Consider the following 12756-nt stretch of genomic DNA (forward strand, 5'->3'; position numbering starts at 1 on the left):
CGATGCTCAGCGAAGGTCTCTATTATGACATCGTCCGCCAGGCATTGTGGGTTGCGGTGATCACATCCGTCCCGATCCTGGCGGTGGCACTGGTCTCGGGTCTGGTTGTGGGTCTGTTCCAGGCGCTGACCTCGGTGCAGGAAATGACGCTGACCTTCGTGCCAAAGCTTATCGCCATCGTGATCATTTTCTGGATTTCGATGGGGTTCATGACCCAGACGCTGGTGTCGTTCTTCACCTCAACCCTCATCCCACTGATCGCCGGAGGCCGCTGATGGATACCTCATATACCACCTTGTCCCGCCAATCGGGGCTGATGAATGAAATGCGGCTGGTGGCGAACAATATCGCCAACGCCAATACCACGGGGTACCGCCAGCAGGGCTTGGTGTTTTCCGAGTTCGTGAAAGCCTCGCCGGGCAATCCGTCCTTGTCCATGGCGCGGGCAGAGGCACGCAATACCTCGTTGCAACAAGGCGTTCTGACCGAAACCGGCGGGCAATTTGATTTCGCCATCGAAGGCGACGGGTTTTTCATGATCGAAACCCCCAGCGGCAACCGGCTGACACGGGCGGGTGCGTTTTCACCCAGTGCCGAGGGTGATCTGGTTACCATGGATGGGTACCGGGTTCTGGACAGCAACGGCGCCCCTGTTTTCATTCCGCCGGATGCCGCGTCGATTGATGTCGGCAGCGACGGCACGCTCAGTATCGAAGGGCAGGTTCTGGGACAGATCGGCGTCTACCGCGTTGCTGATCCCACGAGCCTGGTGCGCGAAGGCAGCACGCAATTTCGGTCAGATGCAGCGATTGAACCCGTGGATGAGCCGGTCATTGTGCACCGATTCCTCGAGGGATCGAACGTGAACGCGATCGAACAGGTCACCCGGATGATCGAAATCCAGCGCGCCTATGAGTTGGGGCAGAGTTTTCTTGAAACCGAAGACGAACGTGTGCGTGGGGCGCTTAAGGCGCTGATGCGCTGATTTGATAACGGAGGAATTGATATGCGGGCACTGAAAATCGCAGCGACAGGCATGACCGCGCAGCAGATGCGGGTCGAGACGATCTCGAACAATCTGGCGAATATGAATACCACAGGCTACAACGCGCGCCGCGCTGAGTTTGCAGACCTGCACTATCAACAAATGGCGCGCGCGGGGACGGTGAACGCCAATGACGGCACCGTCTTGCCCACAGGTATCCAACTGGGTCTGGGGGTGCGCCCGGCTGCGGTCACCGTGCAGCTGGCACAGGGTGCGTTGGCGGCCACTGGCAGCGATTTGGATGTCGCAATCGAAGGGCGCGGCTATCTTGAGGTGACGTTGCCCAGCGGTCAGTCTGGCTTTACCCGTGACGGCAGCCTGAAACGCTCGGCCGAAGGGTTGATCGTCACTTCAGATGGCTTCGCTGTCGCGCCAGAGATCACAATCCCAGACGATGCAAGGTCGATCTCGATCAATGCATCGGGTGAGGTCTACGCCTATTTCGATGATACCGCCGAAGGACAGTTGCTCGGTGAATTCACCCTGGCCAGTTTTTCCAATGCCAAGGGGCTGGAGGCGATCGGCAGCAACCTGTTCAAAGAAACCGAAGCCTCGGGCGCGCCTGTTATCGGCACTCCGGGCGAGGGTGGGATGGGCACATTGCGTCAGGGATATCTCGAGGACAGCTCGGTAGATGCCGTGCGCGAAGTCACCGAACTGATCGAAGCCCAGCGAGGGTATGAGATGAACGCCAAGGTCATCTCGGCCGTCGATCAGATGATGGGCGCAACAACGCAGGTGCGGTGATGCGCGCCCTATTCATAGCACTGGTGACGATCAGCCCGCTTTGTGCCTTGGCTGAGATCGTGGTGCCGATCCGGACCATACGCGCCAAAGAGGTGATCTCGGCCGCCGATCTTGAGATCAAAGATCAGGTTGTCCTCGGAGCGGTTACAAACCCCGATGATTTGATCGGTCAGGAAGCACGCGTCGCGCTTTACCCCGGACGCCCGGTGCGCGCTGCCGATGTTGGACCGCCCGCATTGGTGGACCGCAATGATCTGGTGGTTCTGGTCTTTGACCGCCAGCCCCTATCGATCACAGCCGAAGGCCGTGCCCTTGGGCGTGGGGCTGTCGGTGATCGTATTCGCGTCATGAATCTGTCGTCCCGCACTACCGTCGTTGGCTTTATCCGACCAGACGGTCAAATCGAGGTAAAATGATGTCCGGAAAACTAAAATTGTTGATGATGGCAAGCCTGGCTCTGACCGCCTGCGGTCGCATAGATCATTTGGGAAAACCGCCAAGTTTCACACCCGCGGACGAATCTGCTGAACATGTCGCCATGCTGTGGCCGGGTTTACCGTTGCACACGCAGCCGCAACGCAATGTGGATCGGTCATCGCTGTGGAGCGGGGGGCAGCAATCGCTTTTGGGTGATCAGCGCGCGATCAAAAAGGGCGATATCCTGACAGTTGTGATCGAGCTGGACGAGAAAGCCGAGATTTCCAACGATACGAACCGCTCGCGCAGCGGGTCCGAAAGCCTTGAGGTTCCAGAGCTGTTCGGCCTGCCGCAGCGCGCATTGGAACGGCTGCCCGATGGGGCGACGCTGGACGAAGCTGTCGGGATCGACTCATCCTCGGTCAGTAAAGGCAAGGGCTCGGTCAAGCGTAAGGAAAAGCTGACCCTGCGGGTTGCGGCGACCGTCATCGACGCCTTACCGAATGGCGTGCTGGCCATATCCGGCTCGCAAGAGCTGCGCGTTAATTTCGAGCTGCGAGAGCTTTTGGTCACGGGATATGTGAGGCCACAGGACATCTCGCGGAAGAATGAAATCACCTATGACAAGATCGCCTCGGCGCGCGTGTCTTATGGTGGCCGAGGCCAGATCACGGATGTGCAGCAGCCTCGTTACGGCCAGCAGGTCCTCGATACACTTTTGCCGTTCTGAGGTCGTATAACAATGAAAAAGCTACTTCCTATATTGTTTCTGCTTGTTGGCCTAGGCGGTGGAATTGGTGCGGGAATTGCCATGTCTCCTTCTGGAAAAACCAAAGATGGTGACATGGATAAATCCGCTGCCGCCGAACCCAAGAAAGCCAAGGAGAAGGCCACTAAGACCAAGTCGGACAAAAAGGATACGTCCAGCAAGTATGAATATCTGAAGATGACGAAACAGTTTGTGATCCCGGTCGTGAAGTCCGACCGGATTGCCGCGTTGGTCACAATGTCGCTGAGCCTGAAAACCAAACCCGGCGTTGCTGAAACGATTTATGAGTTTGAGCCAAAGTTGAGAGATGGGTTTCTGCAGGTTCTTTTCGATCACGCAAATACCGGTGGTTTCAACGGCAACTTTACGGAATCCGACAATCTGGATTTGGTCCGAAAGGCTTTGCTGCAGGTCGCCAAGAAGGATTTGGGTGATGACGTGCTGCAAGTCCTGATCATGAGTGTTAACCGTCAGGATACTTGAAGCCTGTTTCGGCCCGCTTATTGCCGCGATCGCTTTTTCATAAGCATGTCTCGGCGGGCCTTTTGTTGTTCTTCAATCAGCTTTCCTAGAGCCTGTTTGCGTCCGAACGCTTTCCGCAAGGCTTGCATCTTGGTTAGCTTTTGCGCTCGGACGCGCGCAAGGTCTGTATTGAGTTTTCGTCGGGTTGCCTCTTCCCATCCACGCCACAGAACATCAGTGCCGGTGACCTGATATCCATCAGCTTGGCCGCTGTTTTGACGGGTCTGCTGAAGCTGTGCGTCCAATCGGCTCAGTTTTTGCAAAATCTCGGCCTCGGCTTCGATATATGGGCGCAAGGTCTGTTGCTCTTTTTGGAAGGCCGCGTCGGATAAACGCTTCAGATCGGCAAGTCCGGTAAACCGCATCAAATTCTGTCCTTCGCACGCTTGCGCATGGCTTCGGCAAAGCGAATGGCCGCAGCGACAGGGCGATAGTGTTCGGGGGCGATCTCATTCCCGATTTCGACGGTCGCATGAAGGACCCGCGCGGTGGGGGGATCCGAGTGGATCGGAACCCCGGCCTCGGCGGCCGAGGCGCGGATGGCGGCGGCAATCTGGTCGACACCTTTCGCCACGCAGATCGGTGCTGACCCGGCTGTCCGCTGCCATTTAAGAGCCACCGCATAATGGGTCGGGTTCACGATGACTACATCCGCAGTTGGGACATCCGCCATCATCTGATTTGCCGCAATTTCCTGCGCGCGCTGGCGGCGCTGTTGTTTGACATGCGGGTCGCCTTCGGCGTCTTTGGTCTCGTCCTGAATTTCTTTGCGGGACATCCGGTTTTTGCGCATATGTTCGGAGTATTGCCACATATAGTCGACGACTCCGATGGCCAGTGCGATGGTGACGACGATGAAGAGGAACCGGAATAAAAGGTTCATCATCAAGACGATCGACGATTGCGGTGGCGCGGCGCTGGTAGTCAAAATCTCGGGCAGGTTGACGCGCAGAAACAAAAACAGGCAGATGCCGTAGATCAGAAGCTTTGCAAAGCTTTTGGCAAATTCGAACAGACCGCCGCGCCCGAATTTGTTCTTGGCGTTGGAGAGGATCGAAATTCGAGACAGCTTGGGCTGCAGCTTGCAAGGGGCAAGGATCAGAGCCTTTTGGGTGATCAGGCTTAGCAAAACCGCAGTGGCGGGAAGAACAAATATCGTTGCCATCGAGATTGCGGCCTTGCCCAGCATCCCACCCACTAGGCCGTCGGCCGGGCCAGCCGTCAACATGGTGCTGATCTTATCGGATTGGTCGATCAGGACGACAAACAAGGTGCCCAGATGCTGAACGCCCATTTGGCCTGCAAAAAGCAAACCGATCAGCAGCCCGACATACGCCGCGACAACAGACAGGTCGTTTGACTTGGCGACCTCACCCTTTTCCTGTGCTTTCAGAAGTTTTTGCGGCGTCGGGTCGTATGACTTGTCGCTGTCGTCGTCCTGTCCGCTCATCTCGGATCTTTCAGCGGGTTCTGCATGAAATCAAACAGGGCATCGGACCAGACCGACAAGATCAGAGGCGCACCGGCGAACAGCAGGAACAGCCCCGCAAATGTGATGGCCGGGGCGCCGACAAATGCCACCATCAGCTGTGGCATGGCGCGGTTGATGACACCAAGCGCAAGGTTGTAGATCAAAGAGGCAATCACAAAAGGTATCGCCAGTGCGAATGCCAGGCTGAAACTGTACGAGACCCGTTCCACGCCCCATTGCGACAAATCCGGCGCTGCAGGTGTGGTTCCGGTGGGAAACAGATCGTAGCTGTGGACCAGGAACTCTGCCAAGCGGATGTGCAGGCCAAGCAATACGGCAAGGGTCAACCCGGCCAATGTCAGCAGATAGCCCATGGCCGGAACCGGATCAGCCGCTGCCCCGCCCAGAATTTGCGAGAGTGACGTTGCCTGTGCGGCGATGGACCCTGCCGTCTGCAGGGTCAGAACAAAGATGCGCAGCGCCATCCCGAGCGCCATTCCGACAAGAGTTTCGGTGGTGATCAGCTGGACCATGGACAGGAATTCGGGATCGAATTCCTTTGTCGGCACTGCCGGTGCCACGATCAACGTAAAGGCAACGGCAGTGCCAAGTTTGACACGGGTGGGGATGCTGCGTTCCCCGAATGCGGGCATCAAGGATACCATTGCCGAAACGCGTAGGAAAACACCAAAGAAATGCCAGGCCCCAGAGCCCAGGTGCGACAAGAGTTCGGGTGGGAGGGCGATCATGCGGGTACCGTGCCTACAAGAGCGGGCCGCGCCTCGAGCCCGATTTCCTCAAATGACAGGACCGGATTGGACACGCCGCGCGCATGCATGATCGTACGCAGCAGCCTGCGGCGCCGGGTCGAGGTCACGACGGCGGGAAAGATGCCATGGTCAGCAGAATGTGAGACACTGTCCACCACGCCGTCTGCAAGCTTGTTGAACAGGTCCGGCGGCAGGGCGACATCCAGCCCTGCATTGGGTGCATCGACCTGATAGGTGGCAAATGTGTCTTCCCATTCCGGTGCAAGCTGGATCAGCGGGATCGACCCGTCTTCGCGTTTCATGTCGGCCACAAGCTGGAACCCAAGCCGCTGTCGCACCAGTTCGCAAATCCCTTCGGGTTGCGTGGTGGTCAGGCGCGCCTCGGCAATGCTTTCGAGGATAAGCGCCAGATTGCGGATCGAAACCCGTTCGTCCAGCAACAGGCGCAGGACTGCGTGAAGTGTGTCGATTGGAACCTTGTCGGGGATCAACTCGTCCAGCATTTTCCGGTTTGCCTCGGCGCGAACCGGGTCGCTGAGCCGGGTCATCTCGGACAGCAGTTTGCGCAGGGCCTTGAGCGTCAACAGACGCGAGAAGTTCTGTTTGATGATTTCCAGCAGATGTGTTGCCAGTATTTCCGGAGGCGAGACAATCGTAGCGCCGCTCATTGCTGCGGCCTCTTGATCCTTGGGCAGGATCCAACGTGCAGGCGCACCATAGACGGGTTCGGTGACATCCCTCCCCTCGGGCAAAAGATCGTGCCCGTCCTGAACCAGCGCCAAGATCAGATCGGGGTTCAGGGCACCGCGGGCCTGTTCCACGCCGTGCACCTTGATCACATATGTCCCCATCGGCAGCTCGGCCCGGTCGGTCAGGCGGATATCGGGCAGGATCAATCCAAAGGTCGAGGCGACATAGGTCCGCATATTCGCAATGCGCGCATCCAGACCGGTGCCCGGGTTCAGGACCATGCTGACCAGATCCGGTGCGAATTCCAGGTGAACATCATCGAGGTCGAGAATATCGCCAATCGCCTGCGACACCGCTGTGTCCGTCTCATCCGTCGCAGTTTGAACCTGGGTCTCTTGCTTTTGCTGTTTTCGGTGCACCGCATAGGCGGCATAGCCCAAAACGCAGGCCCCCAGAATAAAGGGCAGAAACGGCAGACCCGGAACCAGCGCGAAAAGCACCATCAAACCGGCAACAGTGCCAAGGGCGGCCGGGTGGCGCCCCAGTTGCGATAAGATGGCGGTGTCAGTTGCGCCCTGCGTGCCACCACGTGCCAGAAGCAAAGCGGAGGCGATCGAGATGATCACAGCCGGTATCTGCGAGACTAAGCCATCGCCAACAGTCAGGATGGCGTAGGTTTCGAACGCCGATGACACCGGCATCCCATGCACGATCACGCCCATGACCAGACCCATGACCAGATTCAGCAGGGTGATCAAAAGCCCGGCAACCGCGTCTCCTTTGACGAATTTCGACGCCCCGTCGAGCGAGCCGAAAAAGGTGGTTTCCTGTTGTTCACGTTCGCGCCGTTCCTTGGCCTCTTGATGATCGATGGCGCCCGCGGACATATCGCTGTCGATGGCCAGCTGTTTCCCGGGCATCCCATCCAGGGCAAATCGCGCACCAACTTCGGCCATGCGGGCCGCGCCTTTGTTGATGACCATAAAGTTCACGATTAACAGGACGCCGAACACGACAAGGCCCAGGAATATGCTGCCGCCCATGACGAAGCTTGCGAATCCCTCGATCACATCGCCGGCGGCATTGGGGCCGGTGTGCCCCTGACCGATAATCAGCTTGGTCGATGAGACGTTCAACGACAGCCGGAGCATCAATGACCCCAGAAGGATGGTCGGGAAGGAAGAGAAATCCAGCGGCCGCTCGATAAACAGGGTCAGCGTGAAAATCAGGATCGCCAGGGCGAAGGACGTGGCCAGTCCGACATCCAGAACCCAGGACGGCATGGGCAGGATCATCATCACGATGACGGTCATCAACGCAAGCGCCAGCAAAACAGTCGGAGAAAACAGGGAGCGGACATCAAGTCTGGGCACGTAATTCTCCTAGTTGAAGGCGATGAAGGCTGTTTGGGTGTCCGCAGCTGGCATCAAAGAGCCCATCGCACCCGTCGGAAACTGGGTGATTTGCACCGGGAACAGCGGTGCGGCGGGTTGTGTGAAGGGATCACGCGACATGCGGGCAGTTTGCACCGCCGTGCCCGGGTCAAGCTGAGCATGAACAATCTGGTAGCGGCTGGAATAGGTCTTGGCCAAAGCCGGGGTTCGCGAGTGATAGGCCCCCGCCGCTGCCGGCCACGACCCAAGTTCGGAATATAGTTGTTTCAGAAACCGGGCCGCGTAATTGGCGTTCGTCTCGGGATCGAACATGGCATCAATCGACTGAAAGGCCTGCCCGTGCCAGCGATAGTTGATTTGAAAGCACCCGATATCGAAGCTGCGTTTTCCGGCTTGGAAAATATCCGCGACATAGGCTTTAGCCTCCTGCTCAGATCGGAACCAATGGCCGCGCCCTTCGACATTGATTGCCCATGGCCAAGGCTCAAGTCGGCCTTTGATCGCGCGGCCAGTTTCAACCCGCGTTATGGCGCGCAAAACATCAAGCGGTATGTCTTGGGCGAGGGCCGCGCGGCGGGCGGCCTGATCACATGTCTGAGACATCCGGGTCTCCGCGCCCGCAAAGCTCTGACGCGCTGCCAGAAGCAACGCAACACATGCTATGACAATGAATAGGCGATTTGGCATTCTGCCGGTCCGGGATTCTGATCAGTCCGGGCCACGCTAGCCTTGCCTTGGTTTACAGAGGGTTATCAGTCAATCAGATTCGATCAATCCGCCGGCCAAAAACAACGCTCGTATTGGTGCGCAGAACACCGGGGATTCGTGCCAGATCATCAACGAGAATATCCAGATCCTCGATCCTTGGTGCGTCAGCGGTCAACAGCAGGTCAAAGTCACCGTTGATCGAAAGACAGAGTTTAACCTCGGGATAGGCCTCGAGCCGCTTGATGATACGGGTGGTTTCCTTCTGTTGGACCTCGAGCAGAACGACAACCTGGACGCGGGGGGCATCTTCGGGGCTGTTCAGGATCACGGAATAGCCGGCAATGATGCCGCGTTCTTCCATCCGGCTGATGCGTTCATGCACGGTTGTCCGGGCAACGCCCAGTTTTGCCGCGATTTTTGTGGTCGACTCGCGGGCATTATGTTGCAGGACTGAGATGATGCGGCGGTCAAGCTGATCCATTGGCGCTCCGGTGCGGGTCTGGTTTTTCCGGTTTAGGGCAAAACGGCAGCAGGGCTCAAGGCTCACGCGGGATACGGGGGTGCAGGTCGTCTATTATGACGGGATGAGCATGCGGTGGCGGGCCGGCCATGTGCGGGTGGTCACGCGGCAGGTCAGGATGGTCGTGGATCACCGAATGCAGATCAGAACGCGGCCAAAGGGTGACCGCACCGATAATACCCAGAAAGGACATCGCCGCCATAAAGCTCAGGGCGGTTGTGGCCCCAAACAGGGTCATCAGCCCGCCTGCCAGAGGATACAGCACCAGCCAACAGCAATGAGACAGCGTGAATTGGGCCGCAAAGACTGCGGGGCGGTCTTCGGGATGGGCCGAGCGGGTCAGCAGGCGGCCAGACGGCGTCAGCGTAGTGGAATAGCCAAAGCCAGCTAGGGCCCACAAAACGATCAACAGACCCAAAGACAGCGGGGTTGTCGCAAATATCACGGCGGCTCCGGCCATGGTGGCGCAGCACAGAAGGGCGCCGGCCAACATGACCTTTCGATCCTCGATCTGGTCCAGCATCCGGGGCAGGATAAAAGCGGCAAGCATAGAGCCGCCACCAAAACCGGCCAGCGCAGCGGCAACGGCGCTTTCCGACAGCCCCAGATCTGATCGCACGATGACCACAGTGTTGACGATCACCATTGAGCTGAGTGCTGCCGCGCTCCAACTCAGGGCAAGAAGGCCCCGCAGCCGGGGTGTGTTCAAATAGATGCGTATGCCACGTGTTGTCCGTTCGTATATCCCGCGCGGCTTACTTGGTTTGGGTGATGGCAAAGCCACCGACACCACCAGCAGCGCCGAAGCGACAAATCCCAGGGCGGTGCCCCAGAAAAGGCTGTTGAAGCTGACCAACAATAACAGGGCTGCGGCGAATACGGGGCTTAGCAGGCTCTCCAGATCATATGCCATCCGCGATAGGGACAGGGCGCGGGTGTATTCGCGCTCATCTGTCAGTACATCGGGGATTGTAGCCTGAAATGCAGGGGTAAATCCGGCCGAGGCGGATTGCAGCACGAAAATCAGGACATAGACCTGCCAGACCTCGGTCACAAAAGGCAGACACAGCGCGACAGCCGCACGGATCAGGTCAAGCACCACCAGCATCTTGCGCCGGTCCAGCCGCTCGGCAAACGCGGCCGCCAATGGCGCAACCGTTACATAGGCCACCATTTTGATGGTCATCGCGGTGCCCAACACCAGCCCGGCCGCATCCCCTGCCAGTTCAAAGGCCAACAGACCCAGCGCGACCGTGGCCAGCCCAGTGCCCGTCAGGGCAACGATCTGCGCGGCCAACAGGTGGCGATAGGTCCGGTTTCTTAGAACGCTTAACATTGATTGATATCTGCCGCAGTCTAAAGGCTCTGTCACCCCAAACCTTCGTTTAGGTCTTGACCAACTGCGACAGCGGCAACCGGCTGGCGTACAGGGATGGCGTTGAGTTTAGGGAATAAAGCGCCTATCTCGGTGGCGATACCGCGCAAAGGATTACTCGGGTGGCTAACTATTTGTACAAAAACGACCTGCCGGACGGGTTGGATATGGGGCCGGTGGTGGCCATTGACTGTGAAACCATGGGTCTAAACCCGCATCGCGATCGCCTCTGCGTGATCCAGATGTCGGGCGGCGATGGCAATTCGCATATCGTTCAGGTCGAAAAGGGCCAGACCGAGGCACCGAACTTGCGTGCCATGCTGGAAAACCCGGATGTGCTGAAACTGTTCCATTTTGGCCGTTTCGACATTGCCGCGATGTATCATGCCTTTGGTGCGTTAGCCGCGCCAGTCTATTGCACCAAGATCGCCAGCCGTCTGGTGCGCACCTATACCGACCGGCACGGGCTGAAAAACCTGTGCAACGAGTTGATCGGCGTCGATATCTCGAAACAGCAGCAGATGAGCGATTGGGGCGCCGAAACGTTGAGCGAGGCGCAGCTGGACTATGCCGCCTCGGATGTTCTGTATCTGCACCGCCTGCGGGAGGAGTTGAACAAGCGCCTGGCGCGAGAGGGCCGGACCGAGATGGCGCAGGCCTGTTTTGACTTCTTGCCGATGCGTGCGAAACTCGATCTCGCCGGTTGGCCAGAAACGGATATTTTTGCGCACTCATGACTGATACCGAAGCATTTCTGAGAACCGCCCGTCAGGTGGTGACAGACGAGGCCCGCGCGCTGGAGGTACTGGCCGACGGTCTGGATGAACATTTTGCCCAAGCGGTTCAGCTGATTTTGCAGGCCTCGGGCCGCATCATCATCAGCGGCATCGGCAAGTCGGGTCATATCGGGCACAAGATCGCGGCCACGCTGGCCAGCACCGGTACACCGGCCTATTTCGTGCACCCGGCCGAGGCCAGCCATGGCGATCTGGGCATGGTTTCAAAAGGCGATGTGGTTCTGGCCATCTCGAATTCGGGCGAAGCGCCAGAGCTTGCCAACCTGCTGGCTTTTACCCGCCGCTTTGGCATTCCACTGATTGGCCTGTCCAGCAAGCCGGAAAGCACGCTGATGAAACAGGCAGACGTGCATCTTTTGATCCCGTCACTGGGCGAGGCCTGCGGCTATGGCATGGTGCCTTCGATCTCCACGACGTTGACTTTGGCCATGGGCGACGCGCTGGCGATAGCGTTGATGAAGTATCGCAACTTCAAACCCGAAGATTTCCGCGCCTTTCATCCCGGTGGCAAACTAGGTGCACAGCTGAGCACGGTGCAGGATCTGATGCACAAGGGCGATGCGTTGCCGCTGGTTTCGGTCGGAACACCCATGAGCGATGCGCTGATCGAGATCAGCCGCAAGGGCTTTGGCGTTGCCGGGGTTACCGATCCGCAAGGTCAGGTGGTGGGCATCATCACCGATGGCGACCTGCGGCGTCATATGGAGGGCTTGCTGGGCAAAACGGCCGAGCAGGTGATGACGCAGAACCCAACAACCATCCCGCCCGGCGCGTTGGCCGAAGAGGCGGTGGCCATCATGAATGACCGCAAGATCACCTCTTTGTTTGTGGTCGAAGAGGGCAGTGATCGCCAGGCCCTGGGCGTGCTACATATCCACGATTGCCTGCGCGTTGGTTTGGGGTAGAGGGGCGTTCGATGGACGGACATTCCCGGATGGTGCAATTTCTGAAGGTGTTGCTGCTTTTGGCAGCCATTGTGCTGCTGTCGACGGTTTTCCTGCTGTCACGCAGCATCGAAACCAGCGTGTCCGTTCCGTTTACCCAAAAAGACATAGATGAACGTCTGGCCGACCAAGTGGTGACCCAACCCCATTATCTTGGAACAACCAGAAAAGGCGAGGAAGTTCAAATTCAGGCGGCCCAAGCGACCCAGGGGCGCGAAGGGTCATTGCCCACGACTGCCGAATTTAGAGGGCGGTTGGGATTGTTGAATGGCGGCGTCATAACGATGGATTCAAATTCCGGTATGATCCGCCCGGACAAGAATTCCGCAACGTTTGTTGGGGACGTCCTGATAACGACGACAGACGGAATTCAGGTCAGAACTGATCTTCTGAATACCTCTCTGGATGAAATCCGCGGCGACACTCCGGGTCAGGTCGATGGCACCGGCATCATCGGAGATTTTTCCGCGGGACGCATGACATTTGGAACCGAAAAAAAGGATGGGCCGGTCCATATTCTTTTTACAGATGGTGTTAAGCTGGTATACGAGCCTGAAAAAACAGAAAGATAAGCCGTGATTGATTTG

At 57.9% G+C, this 12756-nt stretch carries 16 protein-coding genes; 9 read left to right on the plus strand and 7 right to left on the minus strand.

Going from position 1 to position 12756, the window contains the following annotated elements; genetic code table 11:
* Positions 1-2 precede the first annotated feature (2 nt).
* Genes AC2FIZ_RS12905 through AC2FIZ_RS12930 form a run of 6 tightly spaced genes read left to right on the plus strand, consistent with a single transcriptional unit; the run spans position 3 to position 3461 of the window.
* Positions 3-275: a flagellar biosynthetic protein FliQ gene (locus AC2FIZ_RS12905; RefSeq protein WP_496689861.1), complete on the plus strand. Its 273-nt coding sequence runs from the start codon at positions 3-5 to the stop codon at positions 273-275.
* Positions 275-985: a flagellar hook-basal body complex protein gene (locus AC2FIZ_RS12910; protein ID WP_281995579.1), complete on the plus strand. Its 711-nt coding sequence runs from the start codon at positions 275-277 to the stop codon at positions 983-985. Before AC2FIZ_RS12905 ends, AC2FIZ_RS12910 begins: the two co-directional genes overlap by 1 nt.
* Positions 986-1006: 21 nt before the next feature.
* A complete protein-coding gene (flgG, locus tag AC2FIZ_RS12915) occupies positions 1007-1792 on the plus strand; it encodes a flagellar basal-body rod protein FlgG (protein ID WP_142638319.1) in 786 nt (261 codons plus the stop codon).
* A complete protein-coding gene (flgA, locus tag AC2FIZ_RS12920; protein ID WP_281973569.1) occupies positions 1792-2208 on the plus strand; it encodes a flagellar basal body P-ring formation chaperone FlgA in 417 nt (138 codons plus the stop codon). The genes flgG and flgA overlap by 1 nt, the downstream gene beginning before the upstream one ends.
* Entirely contained in the window at positions 2208-2939 is a 732-nt protein-coding gene (gene flgH, locus AC2FIZ_RS12925) for a flagellar basal body L-ring protein FlgH (RefSeq protein WP_425595610.1), read from the plus strand. The genes flgA and flgH overlap by 1 nt, the downstream gene beginning before the upstream one ends.
* Before the next feature lie 12 nt (positions 2940-2951).
* Positions 2952-3461: a flagellar basal body-associated protein FliL gene (locus AC2FIZ_RS12930; RefSeq protein ID WP_282022185.1), complete on the plus strand. Its 510-nt coding sequence runs from the start codon at positions 2952-2954 to the stop codon at positions 3459-3461.
* A gap of 17 nt (positions 3462-3478) precedes the next feature.
* On the opposite strand, the gene AC2FIZ_RS12935 is transcribed toward AC2FIZ_RS12930, so the two are convergent.
* The 7 genes from AC2FIZ_RS12935 to AC2FIZ_RS12965 form a co-directional block, all read right to left on the minus strand.
* Positions 3479-3865 (minus strand): hypothetical protein, encoded by a 387-nt coding sequence (locus tag AC2FIZ_RS12935; protein ID WP_281995582.1) that lies wholly within the window; start codon positions 3863-3865, stop codon positions 3479-3481.
* Positions 3865-4950: a flagellar type III secretion system protein FlhB gene (flhB, locus tag AC2FIZ_RS12940; RefSeq protein ID WP_281995583.1), complete on the minus strand. Its 1086-nt coding sequence runs from the start codon at positions 4948-4950 to the stop codon at positions 3865-3867. Before flhB ends, AC2FIZ_RS12935 begins: the two co-directional genes overlap by 1 nt.
* Positions 4947-5720 (minus strand): flagellar biosynthetic protein FliR, encoded by a 774-nt coding sequence (locus AC2FIZ_RS12945; protein ID WP_281995584.1) that lies wholly within the window; start codon positions 5718-5720, stop codon positions 4947-4949. Before AC2FIZ_RS12945 ends, flhB begins: the two co-directional genes overlap by 4 nt.
* A complete protein-coding gene (gene flhA / locus AC2FIZ_RS12950) occupies positions 5717-7744 on the minus strand; it encodes a flagellar biosynthesis protein FlhA (RefSeq protein ID WP_496791134.1) in 2028 nt (675 codons plus the stop codon). The genes AC2FIZ_RS12945 and flhA overlap by 4 nt, the downstream gene beginning before the upstream one ends.
* A gap of 69 nt (positions 7745-7813) precedes the next feature.
* Positions 7814-8512 carry a lytic transglycosylase domain-containing protein gene (locus tag AC2FIZ_RS12955; RefSeq protein WP_496694097.1) on the minus strand — a complete coding sequence of 233 codons (699 nt, stop codon included), beginning with the start codon at positions 8510-8512 and terminating at the stop codon, positions 7814-7816.
* A gap of 73 nt (positions 8513-8585) precedes the next feature.
* Positions 8586-9014 carry an Lrp/AsnC family transcriptional regulator gene (locus AC2FIZ_RS12960; RefSeq protein WP_142638301.1) on the minus strand — a complete coding sequence of 143 codons (429 nt, stop codon included), beginning with the start codon at positions 9012-9014 and terminating at the stop codon, positions 8586-8588.
* 55 nt (positions 9015-9069) lie between these two features.
* On the minus strand, positions 9070-10389 hold the full coding sequence (locus tag AC2FIZ_RS12965; RefSeq protein ID WP_496791117.1) for an MFS transporter: 1320 nt from the start codon (positions 10387-10389) through the stop codon (positions 9070-9072).
* 161 nt (positions 10390-10550) lie between these two features.
* Here AC2FIZ_RS12965 and AC2FIZ_RS12970 point away from each other — a divergent pair, with 161 nt between their 5' ends.
* The 3 genes from AC2FIZ_RS12970 to AC2FIZ_RS12980 are packed head-to-tail and all read left to right on the plus strand — an operon-like array spanning position 10551 to position 12741.
* Entirely contained in the window at positions 10551-11165 is a 615-nt protein-coding gene (locus AC2FIZ_RS12970; protein WP_281995587.1) for a ribonuclease D, read from the plus strand.
* A complete protein-coding gene (locus tag AC2FIZ_RS12975; protein WP_281973575.1) occupies positions 11162-12130 on the plus strand; it encodes a KpsF/GutQ family sugar-phosphate isomerase in 969 nt (322 codons plus the stop codon). The genes AC2FIZ_RS12970 and AC2FIZ_RS12975 overlap by 4 nt, the downstream gene beginning before the upstream one ends.
* 11 nt (positions 12131-12141) lie before the next feature.
* On the plus strand, positions 12142-12741 hold the full coding sequence (locus AC2FIZ_RS12980) for an LPS export ABC transporter periplasmic protein LptC (RefSeq protein WP_496791118.1): 600 nt from the start codon (positions 12142-12144) through the stop codon (positions 12739-12741).
* Positions 12742-12756 lie beyond the last annotated feature (15 nt).

It is taken from the genome of Ruegeria sp. CDSB022, assembly GCF_059611145.1.

What these genes read in the sequence shown, in the direction of transcription:
- AC2FIZ_RS12905 (WP_496689861.1), top strand. Translation starts at nt 3, where the DNA reads ATGCTCAGCGAAGGTCTCTATTATGACATCGTCCGCCAGGCATTGTGG.
- AC2FIZ_RS12910 (WP_281995579.1), top strand. Translation starts at nt 275, where the DNA reads ATGGATACCTCATATACCACCTTGTCCCGCCAATCGGGGCTGATGAAT.
- flgG (WP_142638319.1), top strand. Translation starts at nt 1,007, where the DNA reads ATGCGGGCACTGAAAATCGCAGCGACAGGCATGACCGCGCAGCAGATG.
- flgA (WP_281973569.1), top strand. Translation starts at nt 1,792, where the DNA reads ATGCGCGCCCTATTCATAGCACTGGTGACGATCAGCCCGCTTTGTGCC.
- flgH (WP_425595610.1), top strand. Translation starts at nt 2,208, where the DNA reads ATGTCCGGAAAACTAAAATTGTTGATGATGGCAAGCCTGGCTCTGACC.
- AC2FIZ_RS12930 (WP_282022185.1), top strand. Translation starts at nt 2,952, where the DNA reads ATGAAAAAGCTACTTCCTATATTGTTTCTGCTTGTTGGCCTAGGCGGT.
- AC2FIZ_RS12935 (WP_281995582.1), bottom strand. Translation starts at nt 3,865, where the DNA reads ATGCGGTTTACCGGACTTGCCGATCTGAAGCGTTTATCCGACGCGGCC.
- flhB (WP_281995583.1), bottom strand. Translation starts at nt 4,950, where the DNA reads ATGAGCGGACAGGACGACGACAGCGACAAGTCATACGACCCGACGCCG.
- AC2FIZ_RS12945 (WP_281995584.1), bottom strand. Translation starts at nt 5,720, where the DNA reads ATGATCGCCCTCCCACCCGAACTCTTGTCGCACCTGGGCTCTGGGGCC.
- flhA (WP_496791134.1), bottom strand. Translation starts at nt 7,744, where the DNA reads ATGACCGTCATCGTGATGATGATCCTGCCCATGCCGTCCTGGGTTCTG.
- AC2FIZ_RS12955 (WP_496694097.1), bottom strand. Translation starts at nt 8,512, where the DNA reads ATGCCAAATCGCCTATTCATTGTCATAGCATGTGTTGCGTTGCTTCTG.
- AC2FIZ_RS12960 (WP_142638301.1), bottom strand. Translation starts at nt 9,014, where the DNA reads ATGGATCAGCTTGACCGCCGCATCATCTCAGTCCTGCAACATAATGCC.
- AC2FIZ_RS12965 (WP_496791117.1), bottom strand. Translation starts at nt 10,389, where the DNA reads ATGTTAAGCGTTCTAAGAAACCGGACCTATCGCCACCTGTTGGCCGCG.
- AC2FIZ_RS12975 (WP_281973575.1), top strand. Translation starts at nt 11,162, where the DNA reads ATGACTGATACCGAAGCATTTCTGAGAACCGCCCGTCAGGTGGTGACA.
- AC2FIZ_RS12980 (WP_496791118.1), top strand. Translation starts at nt 12,142, where the DNA reads ATGGACGGACATTCCCGGATGGTGCAATTTCTGAAGGTGTTGCTGCTT.